At 62.5% G+C, this 20,640-nt stretch carries 17 protein-coding genes; 4 read left to right on the forward strand and 13 right to left on the reverse strand.

The window, feature by feature from the left end:
• Positions 1-64: 64 nt before the first annotated feature.
• Both LQ215_RS20065 and hpaR (LQ215_RS20070) read left to right on the forward strand, forming a co-directional pair.
• A complete protein-coding gene (locus LQ215_RS20065) occupies positions 65-1,006 on the forward strand; it encodes a p-hydroxyphenylacetate 3-hydroxylase reductase component (protein ID WP_230152241.1) in 942 nt (313 codons plus the stop codon).
• 209 nt (positions 1,007-1,215) lie between these two features.
• Positions 1,216-1,638, forward strand: a complete 423-nt coding sequence (gene hpaR, locus LQ215_RS20070) for a homoprotocatechuate degradation operon regulator HpaR (RefSeq protein ID WP_014338027.1) — start codon at positions 1,216-1,218, stop codon at positions 1,636-1,638.
• A 173-nt stretch (positions 1,639-1,811) separates the two neighbouring features.
• On the opposite strand, the gene hpaI is transcribed toward hpaR (LQ215_RS20070), so the two are convergent.
• From hpaI to LQ215_RS20110, 8 genes are all read right to left on the reverse strand, one after another.
• Positions 1,812-2,609, reverse strand: a complete 798-nt coding sequence (hpaI, locus tag LQ215_RS20075) for a 4-hydroxy-2-oxoheptanedioate aldolase (RefSeq protein ID WP_230152242.1) — start codon at positions 2,607-2,609, stop codon at positions 1,812-1,814.
• Positions 2,610-2,623: 14 nt separating this feature from the next.
• Positions 2,624-3,427: a 2-oxo-hept-4-ene-1,7-dioate hydratase gene (hpaH, locus tag LQ215_RS20080; RefSeq protein ID WP_230152243.1), complete on the reverse strand. Its 804-nt coding sequence runs from the start codon at positions 3,425-3,427 to the stop codon at positions 2,624-2,626.
• A gap of 12 nt (positions 3,428-3,439) precedes the next feature.
• Positions 3,440-4,744, reverse strand: coding sequence for an MFS transporter (locus tag LQ215_RS20085; RefSeq protein WP_230152244.1), 1,305 nt, complete (start codon positions 4,742-4,744; stop codon positions 3,440-3,442).
• A 52-nt stretch (positions 4,745-4,796) separates the two neighbouring features.
• A complete protein-coding gene (locus tag LQ215_RS20090) occupies positions 4,797-5,189 on the reverse strand; it encodes a 5-carboxymethyl-2-hydroxymuconate Delta-isomerase (RefSeq protein WP_230152245.1) in 393 nt (130 codons plus the stop codon).
• Between the two features lie 44 nt (positions 5,190-5,233).
• The gene (hpaD, locus tag LQ215_RS20095; RefSeq protein WP_027911702.1) at positions 5,234-6,091 is read right to left on the reverse strand and encodes a 3,4-dihydroxyphenylacetate 2,3-dioxygenase; all 858 of its coding nucleotides are present in this window, start codon (positions 6,089-6,091) and stop codon (positions 5,234-5,236) included.
• Positions 6,092-6,313: 222 nt separating this feature from the next.
• Positions 6,314-7,774, reverse strand: a complete 1,461-nt coding sequence (gene hpaE / locus LQ215_RS20100) for a 5-carboxymethyl-2-hydroxymuconate semialdehyde dehydrogenase (RefSeq protein ID WP_230152247.1) — start codon at positions 7,772-7,774, stop codon at positions 6,314-6,316.
• Positions 7,775-7,779: 5 nt separating this feature from the next.
• Positions 7,780-8,550: a fumarylacetoacetate hydrolase family protein gene (locus LQ215_RS20105; protein ID WP_230152248.1), complete on the reverse strand. Its 771-nt coding sequence runs from the start codon at positions 8,548-8,550 to the stop codon at positions 7,780-7,782.
• Positions 8,547-9,224: a fumarylacetoacetate hydrolase family protein gene (locus tag LQ215_RS20110; protein ID WP_230152249.1), complete on the reverse strand. Its 678-nt coding sequence runs from the start codon at positions 9,222-9,224 to the stop codon at positions 8,547-8,549. Before LQ215_RS20110 ends, LQ215_RS20105 begins: the two co-directional genes overlap by 4 nt.
• A gap of 186 nt (positions 9,225-9,410) precedes the next feature.
• On the opposite strand from LQ215_RS20110, the gene hpaA reads away from it, so the two are divergent.
• Together hpaA and hpaR (LQ215_RS20120) are read left to right on the forward strand one after the other, a co-directional pair.
• Positions 9,411-10,316, forward strand: a complete 906-nt coding sequence (gene hpaA / locus LQ215_RS20115) for a 4-hydroxyphenylacetate catabolism regulatory protein HpaA (protein WP_230152250.1) — start codon at positions 9,411-9,413, stop codon at positions 10,314-10,316.
• A gap of 63 nt (positions 10,317-10,379) precedes the next feature.
• Positions 10,380-10,802 carry a homoprotocatechuate degradation operon regulator HpaR gene (gene hpaR, locus LQ215_RS20120; RefSeq protein WP_230152251.1) on the forward strand — a complete coding sequence of 141 codons (423 nt, stop codon included), beginning with the start codon at positions 10,380-10,382 and terminating at the stop codon, positions 10,800-10,802.
• A gap of 234 nt (positions 10,803-11,036) precedes the next feature.
• On the opposite strand, the gene LQ215_RS20125 is transcribed toward hpaR (LQ215_RS20120), so the two are convergent.
• From LQ215_RS20125 to wecB, 5 genes are all read right to left on the reverse strand, one after another.
• A complete protein-coding gene (locus LQ215_RS20125; RefSeq protein ID WP_230152264.1) occupies positions 11,037-11,822 on the reverse strand; it encodes a hypothetical protein in 786 nt (261 codons plus the stop codon).
• Between the two features lie 177 nt (positions 11,823-11,999).
• The gene (locus tag LQ215_RS20130; RefSeq protein WP_230152252.1) at positions 12,000-14,546 is read right to left on the reverse strand and encodes a bacteriophage N4 adsorption protein A; all 2,547 of its coding nucleotides are present in this window, start codon (positions 14,544-14,546) and stop codon (positions 12,000-12,002) included.
• Entirely contained in the window at positions 14,543-16,657 is a 2,115-nt protein-coding gene (locus LQ215_RS20135) for a glycosyl transferase family protein (RefSeq protein ID WP_230152253.1), read from the reverse strand. Before LQ215_RS20135 ends, LQ215_RS20130 begins: the two co-directional genes overlap by 4 nt.
• A gap of 12 nt (positions 16,658-16,669) precedes the next feature.
• Positions 16,670-18,883 carry a hypothetical protein gene (locus LQ215_RS20140; RefSeq protein WP_230152254.1) on the reverse strand — a complete coding sequence of 738 codons (2,214 nt, stop codon included), beginning with the start codon at positions 18,881-18,883 and terminating at the stop codon, positions 16,670-16,672.
• 36 nt (positions 18,884-18,919) lie between these two features.
• The gene (gene wecB / locus LQ215_RS20145) at positions 18,920-20,152 is read right to left on the reverse strand and encodes a non-hydrolyzing UDP-N-acetylglucosamine 2-epimerase (RefSeq protein ID WP_230152265.1); all 1,233 of its coding nucleotides are present in this window, start codon (positions 20,150-20,152) and stop codon (positions 18,920-18,922) included.
• Between the last annotated feature and the right edge of the window lie 488 nt (positions 20,153-20,640).

Consider the following 20,640-nt stretch of genomic DNA (forward strand, 5'->3'; position numbering starts at 1 on the left):
CGCCTGTTCGCTGAACCCTAGAACAATAACCGAGGCCGTCGCTCGAGGCGGCCGGGAGTCTTGCATGTCCAGTCTTTGTGAAACCGCTTTCGATACCCGCGCGTTCCGCCGGGCCCTGGGTAACTTCGCCACCGGCGTGACCGTGGTCACCGCCGCCACTGAAGATGGCCGCAAGGTCGGTGTGACGGCCAACAGTTTCAATTCGGTGTCCCTGGACCCGCCGTTGATCCTGTGGAGCATCGACAAGCGCTCAAGCAGCCATGGCGTGTTCGAAGCCGCCAGCCACTTTGCGGTGAACGTGCTGGCCGCCGACCAGATCGACCTGTCGAACAACTTCGCACGACCCAAGGAGGACCGCTTCGCGCAAATCGAATTCGAGACCGGCGAAGGCGGCGCCCCGGTGTTTGTCGATTGCTCGGCGCGTTTTCACTGTGAAAGATTCCAGCAGGTCGATGGCGGCGATCACTGGATCATGATCGGCAAGGTCGTGGCGTTTGATGATTTCGGACGCTCGCCGTTGCTCTATCACCAAGGCGCCTACTCGATGGTGCTGCCTCACACGCGCATGACCAAACGGGAAGAGGGTCAGTCCCCCAGCAGTCACTTCCAGGGGCGCTTGAGCCACAACCTGTATTACCTGATGACCCAGGCACTGCGGGCCTACCAGGCCAGCTACCAGCCGCGTCAACTGTCCACCGGCTTGCGCACCAGTGAGGCGCGGATGTTGATGGTGCTGGAGAACGACGCCGGGCTGAACCTGTGCGACCTGCAGCGGGAAGTGGCGATGCCGGCGCGCGAGATCGAAGAAGCCGTGGCCAACCTCAAGCGCAAGGGGCTGGTGAGCGATGAAGGCGAGCGGGTACGCCTGACTGCCAAGGGTATCGATGAGACCGAAGGGCTCTGGGCGATTGCCAAGGAGCAGCAGGACAAGGTGTTCGGCCAGTTCAGCGAGGAACAGGTCGAGCATTTCAAGCAAGTGCTCAAGGGCGTGATCAAGGGCGCTTGAGCGCCCTGTGGGAGCGAGCTTGCTCGCGATGGCGGTGGACCAGTCGATATTGATGTCGACTGGCTGGGCCCTATCGCGAGCAAGCTCGCTCCCACAGGGTTATGTGTGCGGCCCAGCTACAGATTCTGTGAATGGATAGTCCGGCATGGGTTGGAAGCTGTTAAGATTTAGTTAACTCATTAACTAAATCTTTTTCGCGAACTTTACTCATGCCCAAGCTGCGCCAATCCTTGACCCTGACCCTGCTCCAGGCCCGTGAAGCGGCCATGGGTTTTTTCCGACCTTCCCTCAATCAACATGGCTTGACCGAGCAGCAATGGCGGGTCATCCGTATTCTCAGCCAGCACGATGAGCTGGAGATCAATCGCCTGGCCGAACTGGCCTGCATCCTCAAGCCCAGCATGACCGGCGTGTTGGTGCGCATGGAAGCGGCGGGCATGGTGGTGCGGCGCAAGGCCGAACAGGATCAGCGACGAGTGCTGGTGCGCCTGGCGCCGCAAGGGCAGGCAAGCTTCGATTCGATGAGCCAGAGCATGGAAGAGAATTACCAGCGTTTACAGGACAAGTTAGGGGAGGAAAAATTGCAGACGCTGCTGGGGTTGCTCAATGACCTGAAGGCGATCAGGCGCTGAAGTCTGCGGCAGGCTTAGGGCTTTTGTGGCGAGGGAGCTTGCTCCCGCTGGGCCGCGAAGCGGCCCCAACACTCCAACCTCCTATTGTCTGACACTGCGCAGCGACTGATCCGGGGCCTGCTGCGCAGTCCAGCGGGAGCAAGCTCCCTCGCCACAGAGAAATGTGATGTTGTTCAGTACACGCCGCCAGCCGCAGGTTTTGGCGTGTCCTTGAACGCCGCCGCCAGTGTCTGCAAGCCCCGCATCAACACCGTGGTATCCACGCCCACCGCGACAAACGCCGCGCCGAGTTCGATATAGCGCCGGGCCAGTTTTTCATCCGCGCTGAGAATCCCGGCGGCCTTGCCGGCCTGGCGGATGCGGGCGATGGCGTCCTCGATGGCTGCTTGCACATCCGGGTGACCGGGGTTGCCGCGAAAACCCATGGACGCGCTCAGGTCCGCCGGGCCGATAAAGACCCCATCCACACCTTCCACGGCCGCAATGGCATCCAGGTTGGCCAGGCCTTCGCGGCTCTCGATCTGGACCAACAGGCACATCTGTTCATCGGCCTTGTCGAGGTAACCGGGGATGCTGTTCCAGCGTGACGCCCGGGCCAGTGCGCTACCGACGCCGCGCACACCATGGGGCGGGTAGTGGATGGCGCGCACCAGTTCGCGCGCCTGGTCGGCGCTTTCCACCATCGGCACCAGTAGGGTTTGCACGCCGATATCGAGCACTTGCTTGATCAGCGCCGTGTCGCCGATCACCGGGCGTATTACCGGCTGGCTGGGGTAGGGCGCCACGGCCTGGAGCTGGCCGAGCAAGGTGCGCAAGTCGTTGGGCGCGTGTTCGCCGTCGATCAGCAGCCAGTCGAAGCCGGCGTTGGCCGCCAGTTCCGCACAGTAGGCATCGGCCAACCCCAGCCACAGGCCGATCTGCGCCTCGCCGCTGCGCAGGCGTTGCTTGAAGGTATTGATGGGCATGTCCATGAAACGGTCTCCGATCAGACGAAACGGCAGGCGATGGAACCGAGCATGTCGTAGTCGACATGAAAGGTGTCGCCGGGGTTGGCTGCCACGGGGCGGGTGAAGGAACCACCGAGGATGATCTGTCCTGGTTGCAGGGTGACGTCATAAGCCGCCAGTTTGTTCGCCAGCCAGGCCACGCCTTTGGCCGGGTGATTGAGCACCGCCGCCGAGACGCCGGACTCTTCGATCACGCCGTTGCGGTAGAGCACCGCCGGCACCTTGCGCAGGTCGATCTCGGTCGGGCGTACGGCGCGACCGCCCATGACCACGCCGGCATTGGCGGCGTTGTCGGAAATGGTGTCGAACACCTTGCGCGTCGCTTTGGTCTGCGGGTCGATCTGCTGGATGCGCGCATCGATGATTTCCAGCGCCGGGATCACCCATTCGGTGGCGTCGAGCACGTCGAACACCGTCACGTTCGGGCCCTTCAGCGGCTTGCCGAGAATGAACGCCAGCTCCACTTCCACCCGCGGCACGATGAAACGCTCGAACGGGATGTCGGTGCCTTCGTCAAAGAACATGTCGTCCAGCAGTGCACCGTAGTCCGGTTCGGTGATGTTCGACGACACCTGCATGGCCCGGGAGGTCAGGCCGATCTTGTGGCCGACCAGCTTGCGGCCGTCCTTGATTTTCTGCGCGACCCAGGCACGTTGGATGGCGTAGGCATCCTCGATGGTGATGTCCGGGTGGTCGAGGGAAAACTGTCGCACCTGCTCGCGGGAGCGTTCGGCCTGGTCGAGGCGGGCGGCGGCTTGTTGGATGAGGTTCTGGTCAAGCATGGCAAGGGTCTCTTATTGAGGGTTGACGATGGCGGCCCGGGTGCGCAGCACTAGCAAGCCGCCAAGGGCGATGAGCAGGGCCAGCACATACAAGGCGAGGCTGGCGCTCTGGGTGGTGTCGCGCATCCAGCCGATCAGGTAGGGCGCGAAGAATGAGGCGATGCTGCCGAAGGAGCTGATCAGCGCGATGCCGGCGGCCTGCGTGCCGTTGGACAGGAAGGCTGGCGGCAACTGCCAGAACATCGGCAACGCCGCGCTGGCGCCCATGCCGGCGACAATCAGGCCGCTGAGCACCAGGGTCGGATTGCCGGGCGAGAGCCCGGTGACCGCAATGCCCAGCGCGGCCATCCACAGCGGTACGCACAGGTGCCAGCGACGTTCGCGATGGCGGTCGGAGGAACGCCCGCAACCGATCATGAAGAAACAGCCGGCCAAATAGGGCACCGCGCTGAGCAGCCCGACCTTGCCGTCGCTGCCGATGCCGGCGCCATGGATCAGGGTGGGCATCCAGAAGGCCAGGGTGTTCACCGCCAGCATCACGGCGAAGTACACCGCCACCAACAACCAGACCTGCCGATTGTTGAGGATCGCCGAAAACGAGGTAATGGATTTGCGCTGTTCTTCAAGGCTCAGTTGTTCGCGCAGCTGCTGCTTGGCGTGCGGTGTGAGCCAACTGACCGTCTCGAAATTGTCCGGCAGGCACTTGAGCACGACAAGGCCGAGCAGGATCACCGGCAGCCCTTCGATGACGAACATCCACTGCCAGCCGCGCAAACCGCCAACGTCATGGAAGTGCTCGAGAATGCCGCCGGACAAAGGCCCGCCAATCACCCCGGCCATCGGTACGGCGATGGCAAACAACGCGGTCACCTGGGCCCGGCGCCGGGCCGGATACCAGCGGTTGAGAAAGACCAGGATGCCAGGAAAGAAACCGGCCTCGGCCACGCCGAGCAGAAAGCGCAACACGTAGAAACCGGCAGCGCTGTCGATAAGGAACATGCCCGTGGACAAAGCGCCCCAGACCACCATCAGCGTGGCGATCCAGCGCCGCGGACCGACCCGGTCCAGGGCCATGTTGCTGGGCACGCCAAACAGCGCATAGGCGATGAAGAACAACCCGGCGCCGAAGCCGTAGACCGTGTCGCTGAACTGCAGGTCGGCACTCATCTGCATTTTGGCGAAGCCGATGTTGATGCGATCCAGGTGGGCAAAGAGGTAGCAGACCAGCAGCAGCGGCATCAGCCGCCAGGTGATGGTGGCATGGGTGCGGTCGTGCGCGACGGTGCCGGCAGTGTCGGCGGTATTGGCTGTGCTCATGATCTTGTACTTTTTGTCAGAGAGGCCGATGGGAAGAGCGGGGCAGACGCATTCAGGTGGCCTGGCCCTTGAGGAAGGCGTGGACGTTGTTGGCCTTGAAGTTGAGCTGTTCGTGCAGCTCGGTCATCTCGAACGACAGGGCCAGCAGGCGTTGGGCCTGGAGCTCGGCGAAGTGCGTGGTGATTACCTCGAAGAGTTGTTCCGCGACTTTCTGACGGGTGGCCAGGTCGCGGCCGTGGCCGACTTTCAAGGTCATGTGCACGAAGGCGTAGTCGTGCTTGCCATCGGCCATGCGCCAGGTGTCCAGGCGTATGCCGCGGCTGCGGATACCGCCCAGGGGGAACACGCCGCTGTCGCCCAGCAAGGCATGGACCTTTTCAAACAGGCCGGGCAGGTCGGCTTGTTGCTCGATGTTGTCGGTGTATTCAGCGATGAAATGAGGCATGACTGCTCCTTCAGGCCGCACGGGGATGCCGTACGGCCGCAGTGTCAAACAGGGAAGACAGCGTTGATCTGGCCGGTGCCGGAGCTGCCGAAAGGCTCGGTGATGATTTCGGCGGGCTTGTCGTAGTCCGGCCCGCCGAGCAACCCCAGCAGCATCGCCGTGTCATGCATCTTGCCTTCGCCGAAGCAGTGTTCGGCGTAGTCCGGGAGCATGGCGCAGAACTCTTTCCAGCGGCCCTGGCGCCACATCTCGACGACGTGCAGGTCGACCTGCTTGTCGAACTCCCGCGTCCAGTTGTGGATGTTGGCTTCAGCGTTGCGATCGTCGGAGAAACGGTGCGACAGCGACCCGGACGCGAGCACCAGCACCTTGCGGTCGCTTTTTTCGATGGCCCGGCGCACGGCGGCGCCGAAGGTGAAGCTGTCTTGCAGGCGGTGCCAGGCGCACCAGGCGGCAATCGATACGACGTTGAATTTCTGTTCCTGAGGGACGTCCATGTGCATGTAGCGCATGGGCACCAGCGTGCCGTATTCCAGCTCAAGACTCGGGATGTTGTGGGCCAGGGTACGCACGTCGGCGGCATTGGCCTCGGCGGCGATCAGCTCACCCAGTTCCGGGGCGCCGGAGTATTCGTACTCCATGTTCTTGATGAAGTGCGGCAGCTCGTTGCTGGTGTAGATGCCCTTGAAGTGCGCGCCGCTGTTGACGTGATAGGCGCTGTTGACCAGCCAGTGCACGTCGAACACCACGGCGGTGTCGGCCCCCAGTTCACGGGCGCGGCGACCGATTTCCTTGTGACCGGCAATCGCGGCGGCGCGGCAACCGTGGTGCTTGCCGGGCAGCTCCGACAGGTACATCGAGGGAACGTGGCAGATTTTCGCAGCCAGGACGACTTCGCCCATGATGATTCTCCTGAAAAATTGTTCTTGTTGAATCTTGGATAACCGGTGAATCGGGTCTTGATGCTGAACCGTGGCGAGGGAGCTTGCTCCCGCTCGATTGCGCAGCAATCGCCAGGAAAAGCGGGGCCGCTTCGCAGCCCAGCGGGAGCAAGCTCCCTCGCCACAGGGTGTATCTCTTGCCACAGACGCATCACTTGCTACAGAGGGATCACCCGACCTGGGTCATACACCCCAGCGCGGTATGTGATGACTGCCCATGGAGATGCAAACGTTCTTGATCTCGGCAAACACTTCAAAGCTGTACTGTCCGCCTTCACGGCCGGTTCCGGAACCCTTCACGCCGCCGAAAGGCTGGCGCAGGTCGCGCACGTTCTGGCTGTTGATGAACACCATGCCGGCCTCGATGCCGTGGGCCAGGCGATGGGCCTTGCCGATGTCCTGGGTCCAGATGTACGACGCCAGGCCATACTCGGTGTCGTTAGCCAGTTGCAAGGCTTCGGCTTCATCCTTGAACGGGATCAGGCACACCACCGGACCGAAGATTTCTTCCTGGGCGATGCGCATCTTGTTGTTGACGTCGGCAAACACCGTCGGCTGGATGAACTGGCCGCGACTCAAGTGCGTCGGCAGGTTGGCCGGACGCTCCAGGCCGCCGGCCAGGAGGGTGGCGCCTTCTTCGAGGCCGATCTTGATGTAGCCGGTGACCTTGTCGTAGTGAGCCTGGGTGATCATCGAGCCGACCTGGGTCTTCGGGTCCTGCGGGTCGCCGACGATCAGGCGCTTGGCGCGGGCGGCGAACTCGGCCACGAATTGCGGGTAGACGCTTTCCTGGATGAAGATCCGGCTGCCGGCGGTGCAGCGTTCGCCATTGAGGGAAAAAATCGTGAACAGCGCCGCATCAAGGGCCCGTTCGAGGTCGGCGTCTTCGAAAATCAGCACCGGCGACTTGCCGCCCAGTTCCATCGAGTACTTTTTCAGCCCGGCGGTCTGCATGATTTTCTTGCCGGTGGCGGTGCCGCCGGTGAAGGAGATCGCCCGCACATCCGGGTGGCGCACCAGCGCATCGCCGGCGGTTGCGCCGTAACCCTGGATCACGTTCAACACGCCATTGGGCAGGCCAGCCTCGACCGCCAGGCGACCCAGCTCGTTGGCGGTCAACGGCGACAGCTCGGACATCTTCAGCACGGCCGTGTTGCCCAGGGCCAGGCACGGCGCGGTCTTCCAGGTCGCGGTCATGAACGGCACGTTCCAGGGCGATACCAGCGCGCAGACACCCACCGGTTGGTACAGGGTGTAGTTGAGCATCTGGTCGTCGACCGGATAGGTGTGACCGTCCATCCGCGTGCAGACTTCGGCAAAGAAATCGAAGTTGTGGGAGGCTCGCGGGATCAGCACGTTCTTGGTCTGGTGAATCGGCAAGCCCGTGTCGAGGGTTTCCAGTTCGGCCAGTTTCGGCACGTTCTGCTCGATCAGTTCACCGAGCTTGCGCATCAGCCGCGCGCGTTCCTTGGCCGGGGTGTTGGCCCATTTCGGAAACGCTGCCTTGGCCGCCGCGACCGCTTGGGCGACTTCCTCTGCACCGCCGCTGGCGACTTCGCCAATGGCTTCGCCAGTGGCCGGGTTGTAGTTGACGAACACGTCTTTGCTTTCGACCTCACGGCCGTTGATCCAGTGTTTGATCATGTTGCTCACGCCTCTTTACGGGATGCGAAGAACTCGGCTTCGCTGACAATTCGATTGACCAGACGGCCGACGCCTTCCACTTCCACGATCACTTCATCGCCGGGTACCACGTCCGCCAGGCCTTCGGGCGTGCCGGTGGCGATCATGTCGCCGGGTTGCAAGGTCATGAAGCCGGACAGGTATTCGATCAGGTACGGGATGTCGAAAATCATGTCCTTGGTGCTGCCTTCCTGGCGCAACTCGCCGTTGATCCAGGTGCGCAGCGTCAGGTTGCTCGGGTCCGGCACATCGGCCACGTCGACGATCCATGGGCCGACCGGCGTCGTCGCGTCACGGTTCTTCACCCGCAGGTTGGGGCGGTAGTAGTTTTCCAGGTAATCGCGGATCGCGTAGTCGTTGCACACGGTGTAGCCGGCCAGGTATTGCAACGCATCCTCGCGCTTGACGTTGCGCGCCGCTTTGCCGATGACCGCCACGAGCTCGCACTCGTAGTGCATGTAGGCGACGTTGTCGGGACGCCAGGTCGCCTGGTTGTGGCCGGTGTAGGTGCCGGGGGACTTGATGAATGCCAGGGGCTCGGTCGGCGGCTTGAACGCCAACTCGGCGGCGTGATCGGCATAGTTCAGGCCCAGGGCGAACATGCTGCCGGTGGCCGGTGGCAGCCACTGGACCTGGTCCTCGGCCAGCAGGCGACCGTCGGCCAGGCGTACGGCGTTTTGAGCTTCAACGGTGACGGCGTGATCCTGGCCTTCAAAACGAATGCGTGCGTGTTTCATGAACCTGCTCCTGTTTCCTCGGCCACGATGGTGTTGACCAGACGGCCCAGGCCGCTGATGTCCACTTCGACCCGATCACCGGGCACTACATCAACCCGGCCCTCGGGCGTGCCGGTGATCAGCACGTCGCCGGCATGCAGGGTCATGAACTCGCTGATCTCGGCAATCAGTTGGGGAATGTTGCGAACGAAGTTGGCGGTGCTGTTCTGCTGGCGGACCTCGCCGTTGACGTACAGCGTGATCGTCAGGCTGTGGGGGTCGGTCACCTGGGCGGTGGGCACCAGTTCCGGGCCGATGGCGCAGAAGCCGTCCCGGCACTTGGCCTTGACGGCGGGGCGGTAGTAGCTGTCTTCCGGGAGGCTGAATTCATTGACGATGGTGTACCCGGCCACGTAGTCCAAGGCTTCGGCGGCGCTGACGCGGCTGGCCGACTTGCCCATGACCACGCCAAGCGCCGGCCCTGGTTGCAGTGTTTCGCCGCGACCGGGGTGAACCACCTCGGCGCCGTGCCGGTTGCGGGTATTGGGGGTCTTGATGAACAGCACGGGCTTGAGCGGCGGCTTCTGGTAGGGCGGTTGCTCGAACTCGGCGAGGCGCTGTTTCAGCAGCCCCTGGTAGTTCAGAGCGACCCCGAACAGGGTGCCGGTCGCGACGTCATGCAGGGCACGGCTCATGCTTGTCTCCTGGCGATGCAGAGGGTGAGGGCTCTGCGGTTATTGTTAATGTGTTAACAGTTATAATTAAGATGTTAACTATCGTCAAGCGTGACAGAATGAGCGGGCACTGGTTGCCTTGCCGGATTCGGTGCAGGATGGGTGCGGCAGGTGCCTGGACCAGAATAAGAAAACGAGTACTGCGTGATGACTGACCGTCAGCCGATCCCCAACATCAACATTGGTCAGGTGTACGACCAGCGCTACAGCGACGCCGAAGTGCATTACGACCGACTCGCCAACCTGGCGGATTTTTTCGGCCGCAACATGCCGGTGCATCGCCACGACCGGTTCTTCCAGGTGCACTACGTCAAGAGCGGCACCGTGCGTGTGTATCTGGACGATCAGCAGTACGTCGAGTCCGGTCCGATGTTCTTCCTCACACCGCCGACCATTCCCCATTCCTTCGTGACCGAGGCTGACAGTGACGGGCATGTGCTGACGGTGCGCCAGCAATTGGTGTGGCAGTTGATCGACGCCGACCCGAGCCTGGCGCCGGCCGGCGTGCAAATGCCGGCAGCCTGCGTTGCGCTGGCGCAACTGGGGCCTGGGCAGGCGGGGGAGGTGCAGCGGTTGGAATACCTGTTCGAGCAATTGAGCGAGGAGGTGACGGCCGGGCGTCCGGGGCGCAGTGCAACACTGGACGCTTTGACGCGGCTGATCATGATCAGCCTGCTACGGTTGTGTTCCAACTCCCTGGAGGCCAGGCCGGCGCGCCACGAAGACCTGAAGATCTTTCACCGCTTCAACGAGTTGATCGAGGCTCACTACCTGCAGCATTGGCCGTTGTCGCGCTACGCCGAAGGCATCGGCGTGACGGAGGCGCGCCTCAATGACGTGTGCCGACGCATCGCCGACTTGCCTTCCAAGCGCCTGATCATGGAGCGGCTGATGCAGGAGGCCAAGCGCCTGTTGTTGTTCACCGGCAGCTCGGCCAATGAAATCTGCTACCAGCTCGGGTTCAAGGATCCGGCGTATTTCAGTCGGTTTTTCCAGCGTTACGCCCAGCTCACGCCGGGGGAGTATCGCCAGCGGCAATCGGGGTTGCGCTGAGCGCTTGCAGCGCTGTGATAGCGACACTAAGCTGCCGACTCGCCCATCCCACACAGTTCGAACATGGCCAACCCCAGACCTTCATTGACCCTGACGCTGTTGCAAGCCCGCGAAGCCGCGATGGCATTTTTCCGCCCGGCGCTGAACCAGCATGACCTCACGGAACAGCAATGGCGGGTGATCCGCATCCTGCATCAGCAAGGGGAGCTGGAAAGCCATCAGCTCGCCCACCAGGCGTGCATCCTCAAGCCGAGCATGACCGGTGTGCTCAGTCGCCTGGAGCGTGACGGCCTGGTGCGGCGGCAGAAGTCCAGCCAGGATCAGCGACGGGTCTTCGTCGGGCTGACCGAGCGCGGCCAGCAGTGCTTCGTGTCCATGAGCGAGGGCATGGAAAGCAACTATCGACGGATCGAAGAACAGTTCGGCGAGGAAAAGATGCAGCAGTTGCTCGGGTTGCTCAATGAGTTGAAGAACATCAAGCCCTGAGCCATGACCTTTTGTGGCGAGGCGGCACCCGCAGGAGCTGTCGAGTGAAGCGAGGCTGCGATCTTTCCACTGCCAATTGAGTCGGGAGTGAAAGATCAAGATCAAAAGATCGCAGGCTTCGCCAGCTCCTGCAGAGTCGAGCGAGAGTAAGCGCCATCGCCACCAAATCGCTTTACACCGCAGACCGATACAAACTCAATAAGGCGAGGGCAAGCGGATGGCTTTAAGCCCTGGTCAAGGCTGGGCCAGGGCTTGTTTCAATTGCTCCACCAAGGTTGGCGTCATGTAGTGCGGCCCGTCGAACATGTAGAGCGGATAGCCTGCATAGGCCGCCAGTTGAGGCTTGAGCTCGTCGACCGTGGCGGCGCGGAAGCCACCGCCGTATTTGGGGCGAAAGGCTTCGACGATGATCCGCACGCGATCCTTGCCAAGCCGGTCACGCAGGGCATCGGCGTAGTTCCGAGCAACCGGGGCGGTGCGGGCATAGACGCCAACGCCGTCCTGGAAGAACACACCGATGTCGTTCGGCAACCATTGCTTGAGCCAGTCTGCGGTAGCGGCGGGGCCGATGTTGGCGCCGTCGTAGACGCTGATCCACAGCGGGCGTGGCAGCTTGGCCAGCAACGCCGGCAGCTCCGTGGCGCCCGACCAACTGGGGTCGACCTCAGCCGGAAAGTACCAACCGGTGACATGCAATGGCGTCGGCAACCCGGCAATGCGCTCCGACAGCGCCGCCAGCTGCTCGATGTTTTCTCGTGAGCGGTTCTCGCTGAAATAGCCGGCCAGCCCGAGGATGACATCCTGGGCCCAGGGCGCCTTGGCGATACGCGCCCAGTCCGGCAGTACCGGTACGCTGGTCAGGTCGGTACCGGGCACGAAAGCCTGGTCGTCCACCACCGTCCATTGCACCAGCAGCTCGTGCACGCCCAGTTTTTCCCAATTGCCGCTGATGCCGATGGTCTGGTTGTCTGGCTGCCAGACGATGCCGACGATGTTCGGTGTCGCAGTGATCGTGGTCATGTAGTACGTCCCTGTACCTGCGCCGAGGAGCGCGACCAGTAACAGCGCCGCGACAGTCTTGCGATGGGTGAACGTTGCGAAGCTTTTCAAACAAGTGCCTTCTGGATGCAGTGTAGTCGCGGCTCGCCAAGGCGAGCCGCTTTTCGTACCGATGGGCCAAATATCACATCAACGTCTTCAATAGGAGTAGGTCAGGCGCGCGAACACACCCTTGGCGCGATCCTCGCCAAACACCCTGGCCCGATACTGCAGGGACAGGTCCACATAGGAACGTGGGGCGTTGTAGGCGTCTTCCCGGAACCAGTAACGTACGTTGTTGCCTATCCCGATCCCCCCGGCATCGCCGGAAGCAAAGCCGCCGTCGGCTTCGCTCTTCATCTTGGAATCGTAGTCGATCGCCGCGACGACATGAGGGAAGGTCACCCAGCGCGAGCCGGTTCCACCGATGGCGTAGCTGCGGCCCACTTGCCATTCGCTGTTGAAGTAATTGCGCGAGGCGTTGAGGTAGCGACCGACCTCGGCGTACAGCTGCGAGGTCCACCAGCTCGGTACATCGACCCGCAGATCGGTGCCGATGCTCGAACCGTAGCCCAGGCGCACCAGCCAGTCGCCGTCGACATCGGATGAACCCAGCGGGAAGGTCCGTTCAAGGGCGGCCATGATGTTGACCGAAGTGAAGGGCTTGACCCGCACGCCGAGGGCGCCTTGCAAGGCGTCTGCGCCGGTGTCCGAATCGCTGTTCTTGCTCCACAGGGTGTCGGTGATGCGTCCGTAGAGTTCGACAAAGCGGCCATTGCGATAGCCCAGTGGACGCCACGACAGTTCGGTGCTGTTTTGCAGCAGGTCGTTGCTTTCGCTGCCGCTGCTGCTGGTGCCCGGGGCGGCGCTCAGGCCACTGGAACTGCTGCCGCGATAGCTGGTGGTGCTGGTCAGGCCGAGTCTGCGCGATACATCGCCCACGGTGCGACGGGTATCGAACAGCTGTTGCGCGGACAGCGGCGTCTCAGCGGTTTTTTGTCCATCGATGACGCGCTGGAAGTACGCGACGGCTTCGTCGTCTTCGTGCAGACGCATGGCGTTGTAGGCGGCGTCCTGGGCCGCCGTCGTGGTCAGTGGCGTGCTGGCGTCGGCCTTGCGGAACGCAGCGTGGGCGGCGTCGTCATCGCCGGCCTGCATCGAGAGATACGCGAGCTGCAGATCACTGGCCGAGGCCAGCTCGCCGGTGCTGCGTGCCTCTTGCAGACGCTCACGAGCCGTGCGGCGCTGGCCGATGGCTGCATACAGCCCGGCTTCTTCGTAGGCCGGCAGGGTGCCCAGCGCGAGGGCATGGCTAAAGTCGTCGCGGGCGCCAGCATCATCTTCGGTTTGTTGGCGCAGGCGTCCACGCATGACCAGCAGTCGGGCGTCATCGCCGTTGGCCTGCAGGCCTTGGCTGGCCGCCGCGATGGCTTCGGGCAGGCGCTTCTGATCCGTCAGGGCGCTGACCAGCAGGTAGCGATAGGACGGATTGCGGGGCGCACGGGCAATGGCCTGGTTCGTCAGGCCGACCGCGGTTGCCGGGTCTTTGCGGGCAAGGGCGGCGTAGGCCTGGGAGGCCAGGGCCGTGCCTGCGTCGTGGGTGCTGCCGGGCCAGATGGCGCAGATCAGGCCGAAGGTGCTTTCCTGGCATTCCAGGGGCGGCGGCGCAAATGGCGCGACGGTGACGAAGCCCTTGTTTTTCTGACGCAGCGCCATGCGCGCGGCGGTGCGTCGGCGGGTCACTTCATCACTGGCGTCACCGCCCAGGGCCTGCAATTGGTCCAGCGCCTGCTGAGGTTCGCCTCGGGCCAGCGTAGCGTCGATGGCAAAGAGACGCAGGTCACGGCTTTCATCGGCGCTCAGGCCAGGCAGGGCCTGGGCGCGGTTCAGGTCGGCCTGGGCCGCCGGCGTCTTGCCCTGACGCTCGCGAGCATAGCTGCGCAGGATCCACGGGGCGGTCTTGCTGTCGTCCAGCGCCAGGGCGTTTGTAGCAGCCTGTTCGGCGGCAGGGTAGTCCTTGGCCGCGAGCAGGGCGCTGACAAGCAGTTGTTGGTTGGCGGAAACGTCCGGAGCCAAGGCCACCGCTTTACGGGCCTGGTCCACGGCCATGGCCGCGTTGCCTTGCTCCAGGGCGCGGTAGCCCTGGGTCGCCAGTGGCACGGCGAGTTGGCGGCGAACGGCCTTGCGGCGCATCAACAACGTGTTGTCGTTGGCGAAGACGCCAAGGGCATCGGTGGTGGCCCGGTCGGCTTCTTCCAAGTGTTGCTGGCGCTGCAAGGAATCGATCAGCAACAGTCGATATTCACGGCGACGGGGTGCTTGAGCGATGGCCTTGCGGGCCGACTGCGCGGCCAGGCCGAATTGTTCGCGGTCATAGGCCTTGAACCCCTGGGACGCGGCGACGAAACCCGGTGCGGCGGTGGCGGAGCGCGACGCTGCCAGGGGCTGGGGTTGGTCGCGCAGTTTTTTGTCCCGCTCGGCCAACTCGATCAGCGTATTCAGGCGCGTTACGTCGGCGCGCTGGCGCAGGGCTTCGCGTGCCTTGGCGATGGCCAGGTCGTAGTCCTTGCGTTCATAGGCGCTGTAGGCCTCGTTGGCGGCGGTGTAGGCCGGCCCCGTCAATGGCAGCGGCAATGTCTGGGCAGACGCCAGCGCGGGAATCAGGCTCAGCCCCGTGGCCAAGAGGGTCAGAAGGGCGCGGTTCATGCCGGAAGCTCCATTGGGTAGAGGCTGTGCTGGCGTGCCACCACCTGTTCGATAGTTGCCCGGGGCAACACGCCGCTGTCGACCAAGTAGTCGCCGATCCGGCCGTGATGCTGCGGACGATACTGCAGCATGGCGCGGCTGAACTGATCGCGATCGAGCAGGCCCATTTCGATCAGCAGGTCGCCCAGCAGCGGCGCGCTGGCATTCGGTACGGCATGACCGTTGTTCGCTGGCAATTGGCGCAACAAGGCGAGAATTTCACTCTCCCGGGCGATCAATTGCACCGGCTCGCTGCCCAGTTCGGCGCTGACCTGTTGCAGACCTTCATCGGAAAGCGGGTTGGCAACGGCGATCTGTTCACGTCCTTCGCTATTGCGCCCGAGGGGAATGACCCGCCAGCGCAAGGCAAACTCGCTGGCCAGTGACGACGTCGAGGCCGCCGCTTTCTCGGCCACTTCAAAGACCCGCGGCAGGTCATTCTGGAACGCGATGGCTTCGGCCAGGGTTTCGTCGTCCAGCCAGCCGTTATTGAGCAGAATCCGACCCAGCGGCACATCGCGCGACTGCTGTTCGTCGAGGGCGCTTTGCAGGTTGGTGTCGGTAATGGCTTGCCAGGACAGCAACACACTGCCCAGGCGGCGTGGCGCGGTGGCGACCAGGTCGGTGGACGGGAAGTCATGCATGGTCTTGTCCCAGACCAGCTTGCGGTTCATGACCTTGCCCACCAGGAACATGCGCCAGGCGCGAGCGGCGGCCATGAAGTTGACGAAGTTGCCCACCAGCATGCGCGGGATCGACAGCAAACCGTGCTGCCAGCCGTAGAGCACGGTGGTGAAGTAATAGCGGTGCAGGATGCGCCAGGCCAGGGCAACGCCGTTGGCCAGCAACAGGTATTTGATCACGCCGTTGGTTTCAAAAGGCGTTGGGAAGCTGACGTCCCACCAGCCACTGTTGCGCAGGATAATCAGGCCCAGCAGCTGTACCAGAATCACGTAGGCAATGATGCTGATGAACGCGGTCACCACACCCTTGCGGTCGCGAAACAGCAGGTATCGGTTGGCCAGCGAGCCATTCCAGCCCATCTGTTCCCAGCCTTGCAAGCCGATGCCCAGGGTCCAGCGCGCCTTTTGTCGAAAGGCGGTGCGGAAGGTGTCGGGGAAAAACTCGCGCACGCACAAAGGCATGGTCAGGGTCGATTCGTAGGGCTTGCGGAACCAGGATTTGCGCAGCACCCGGAACTGCACCGGGAAACGTACGAAGATCGCGTTCATGCCAACCTTGGCCAAGCGCGCGCCAACGTCGTAGTCCTCGGTGAGGCTGTCGGTGTTGAACGGCTGGTTTTTGGTTTCACCGGCCAATACCTGCAGGGCGCGATGGGAAAAACAGGTGCCGACACCGGCCGAGGGCACGGTGTCGGTCATGCTTTCACGCACCACCAGGTCCTTGCCGTGCCATTCGGCGAACTCGTCCATGTAGACGCCCGCCACCCATTCGTACCAGTTGCGCTCCAGCGACACCACCGGCAACTGGATCATGTCCTTGCGCGGCAACAGGTAGTTGAACAGACGCAGTTCCAGTGGATGCAGCACGTCTTCGCTGTCGTGCAGGACGACGCCGGCGAAGGTCATGCCATGGGTTTTTTCATGCAGGAAAATCGCCTGGATCACCCAGTTCAGGCAGTCTGCCTTGCAGGTCGGCCCGGCATGGGGCACTTCCACGCGGTGCAGTTGTTTGTAACGCCTGCGCATCCGTTCGACTTCGTCGATGGTGCGCTGGTCGTTGATGTACGTACCGACGAAGACCACGTAGTTCTGGTAGTCGAGTGTCGACACCATGTTCTCGATCATCGGCGCGATGACGTCGTATTCCAGCCAGGCCGGCACCATGATCGCCAGGGGCTGTTCATCCCGGGCCAGCAGTTGTTCGGCGGTCAGCGGCCGGTATTTGCGGTCCACGGTGAACTTGCGGTACAGGCGACGAGACCAGTACCACACGTCAATGATCAGATCGTCCAGGCTGGAGATCAGGATCAACACCGCGACCACAATGGTCGCGACTTCCAGGTAGTTGTAGTAATGGGCCAGCCAATAGGGCCAATAAAGCGACGTCATCGAAGGTTACCGTTACTGGCGATTGCGACGGGCGCTACGGCCAGCCAGCAACAAGATAAGGAACAAGGCAATACCGCCGGGGATCAGCCAAAGCAGCGAAGGTTTGCGCCAGGCATCCAGGCCCTTGGGTTCTTCCGCGCCGATCAACTGGCTGCCGGTGGGATCCTGGGTATCGAAGATCGCCACGGCACCACTGTCGCCTAGAATCGCCACATCGCCACGGGTCAGTACGACCGGCTTGGCCAGGCTCGGGGGCTGGTCGCCCAGGGTCCGATAGACCAGCCCGTGCTGGCCCGAGGTCTGCACCACTTGCAACGAAGCCAACTGGTTGAGGCGCTGCACATCCAGCATCACCTGGTCCTTATGGTTGATCCGCAGGTGGCCCTGCTCGTCGACCTGGACTGACTCCTTGCTGTCCTTGAGCGGCAGCTCGAAAGCCAGGAAGGCTTTGTCCGGGCTGACGACGGCTTTCGGATCGGTGCTGACTTTCAACTGTGCGCGCAGCGGCGAGACACCCGAGGCATCGGCCACCGAGATCACCTGGGCCAGGCTGCTGGCCGGATGGTCAAGGTAGGCCTGGGGAACGAGCACTTGGGTGTCCACGGCAAAGCGTGCGGCGATGCCGGCGAAATCGTCACCCAGTGAGGTTTTGTCCAGCACGATATGGCTGGTAGGCAGCACGGACACCGGGAAAGCCTGCGGTGTTTCCAGGCAACGGTCGCTGACCGGTTGGCGCTGGAACGAGACGCGCAATACGTTTTTCGAACCCAGCGCGTAGCGGGGGATGTGAGCCTGGATGCGTTGTGGTTCACCATCGGTGGTCAGTTGCTGCGCACCGATCAGGAAATCATTGAAAAACAGCGAGGCCACGGGCGCGGTGTCCGAAGCGCCGGGCGCGGCGGAGACGTCGACCACTGCGGTGACGGGCAGGCGACCGTCATACGCCACGCTGCCCAGGGGGAACGAAGTGCTCCAGTCGAATCGCGAGGCCACGTCGAAGTTACCGGGAGCGCCGCCCAGTCGTGACAGGGCCACGCGGCCATCGTCGCTCAATGGCGTTTGCGCTTCGTTCACGGTCAACTGGCGGCTGCGTGCCAGTTTATTCCATGCGGAACCGAGCAAGGACAAGGCTTTGCCGGTCGCCTGCGGGGCGATCATCAGCACCGGACGAGTGCCCAGCAGCGCCAGGCGCACGTTGTCAGTGCCGGTGCCCACCAGGGCGGCGTTGACGTGCGCATTGCGCCATTGGGTCAAGGCCGTTGCCGCTGTGGCGTCGACGCCTTGGACCTGGCTCTGCAAGGCATCCAGGGCCTGGTTGATGGCCTGGAGCAGTTGCGGGTCGTTGATGGCCAGGTCGGCCTGCAGGTTCGGCACTTGGCCGAGCATCAGCAGCGCACCGATTTCGGCTGGGTTGGCCAAGGTATGCTGGCCCTTGCCGTTGAGGCTGGCGAAGGCGGGAATGTTCAACAGTTCGGCCGGGACGCGCAGGTTGCTCAGGTCGACGCTGTCCTTCAAGGCAGGGAAGGGCAGGATACGAGCATGCTTGCCAATCCGCTCCAGGGCCACGCCCAATCGCCAGGCGGCATCGTAGCTGCCGGCCGACAACGAGCCCGGTGCGACCAGGACGCCAGGGTTGGCCGGCAGTGTCGTCCAGGCGGTGCCGACATCCTTCAGTTGGCTGGCATCGTAGCTGTAGTTCAGGCGGGTATCAGGCTGAATGCGCAGCACGTTGCCGATCACCCGGTCTTCTTCGCACAGCGGCCGGGAGACCACCGACGACCAGGCGATGCCCAGACGCACCAGGCCGTTGTCCCGTGGGGCCTGGTCTACACCCAGTTTGACGCTGGCATCGCCCTGCGCCTCGCTGAGGCCTTCGGCGCGCACCGGGTAGCCATCGAGCGACAGCAGCATGGTATTGCGGCCGCCTTCGCCATTGAGATAGCTGGCGTCCAGTTGCAGTGTCGCATCGCTCAGGGTCACACCGGCGGGTACCGGCAAATACAGTTCGCGTCGAGCGTCGCTGGCACCCAGCAGGATGGGCGCGGTGATGCCCAGGTCGCTCAAGCGGATCTCACGCTCCTGGCGGGTATCGGTATTGAGTCGATTGATTGCCTGGGTCAGCGGGCTGTCCGCGGCCAGGGCAAAGTTTGGCATGAGCGCGAGCAGGCTCAGGCCACAGGCAAGGGCGCTGAGCGCACCCGTAGGGATGGCAACGGAAGGCTTCATTCAGGCAAATCTCGATCTGATAAGGGTGGGTAGCGGTTATGAGGTGAAATCGGCGAGCAGCTCTTGTGGCTCGGACGTTGGCCCGTGCGCCAATGCCTGGAACGAATGCGCCTGGCCCACGACAAAGTCGCTGACTGGGCGCCCCATCAGGGTATCGACGATGCGTTGGCTGGCCTTGCCATCGCCATAGGGGTTGGCGGCCTGTGACGCACGACGCCACAAGGCCACGTCGTCGAACAGCGCGTCCACACCGGCGATGATCGAGGCCGGGGAAGTGCCCACCAGGCGCACAGTGCCTGCGGCCACGGCTTCGGGGCGTTCGGTGACGTCGCGCATCACCAGCACGGGCTTGCCCAGGGACGGCGCTTCTTCTTGCACGCCGCCAGAGTCGGTGAGGATGACGTGGGCGTGTTGCATCAGGCGCACAAAGGCCAGGTAATCCAGCGGCTTGATCAGGTGCACATTGAGCAGGTCGCCCAGTTGTTCGGTGACCGGCCCGAGCACGTTCGGGTTGAGGTGCACCGGGTAGACGATCTGGATATCCGGCCGTTGGGCCAGCTGGCGCAGGGCCTTGCAGATGTCCAGGAAACCCTCGCCGAAATTCTCCCGGCGGTGACCGGTCACCAGCAGCAGCTTGCGTCCGGTTTGCAGGTACGGGAACTGTTGGTCCAGTTCGTCACGCAAACGAGCATCGTCATTGATGCGTCGGGCGGTCAGTTGCAGCGCGTCGATCACGGTATTGCCGGTCACCAGGCAGCGGCCCTGCAGGCGTTCGCCCAGCAGGTTGTCGCGTGATTGTCCGGTGGGGGCAAACAGCAGGTCGGCGCTGAGGTCGATGCAGCGGCGGTTCATTTCTTCCGGCCAGGGGCTGTAGATGTCACCGGTGCGCAGGCCGGCTTCCACATGGCCGACGGGGATGCGTCGGTGGAAGGCGGCCATCGACGCCACCATGGCCGAAGTGGTGTCGCCATGGACCAGTACCCGATCTGGCCGGGTCTGTTCCAGCACCGGGTCGATGGCTGCGTACAGCGCGGCGGTCAGGGAGTTGAGTGTCTGGTGCGGCGTCATCACGTCGAGGGTGAAATCGGCCTTGAGATCGAACAGGTCCAGTACCTGCTTGAGCATGCTCTGGTGCTGGCCGGTGACGCATATCAGCGACTCGATACCTGGTTCTGCGGCGAGGGCCTTGACTAAAGGTGCCATCTTGATGGCTTCTGGACGGGTACCGAAGATCGAAAGAATCTTGATCCGTGAGTCTTGAATAGCGATGACGCCCTTCCTCGCGCAGTTTTCTGCGCCGCACAACAGCCGTCCAATCACAACAATGTGATTGGCAAGCTAGCGGTTTAAGTTGAGTGGATCCGATATCAGGTAGAGACCTACGAGCACAGGAAGTGAGCGTAGTGGCGTCTTGATCTGACCCGTCAAATTAATAACATCAAAGATCGTTGCCGCAAAGTTTTATATGTGAAGTTTATTAAAAATTTTTAAAAAATCTTGATGAAGGCGAAGAAGAGGCGCGTTAAAAATGTTCTTTATGTCCTGTTACTGACTGATTAATAAGGATTTTTTTGAGAGTTTTTAGGTTTTGGCACGGCGGCCCGCTTAGCGATAGGCAACACCGACGTTTTTTTGACAAGGGGCGCCAATGTTCATGTAAGAGATTGGCTCGCCATTAGAATGGCGCCTGTATATTGTCAAAGTTGCCGAGGCCTTAGTACTTGAGTGCCAGTTTTTACGTGGTCGTGAAAGTTCCA

This window comes from Pseudomonas brassicacearum (assembly GCF_918698105.1).
In the GTDB taxonomy this organism is placed as follows: domain Bacteria; phylum Pseudomonadota; class Gammaproteobacteria; order Pseudomonadales; family Pseudomonadaceae; genus Aquipseudomonas; species Aquipseudomonas brassicacearum_F.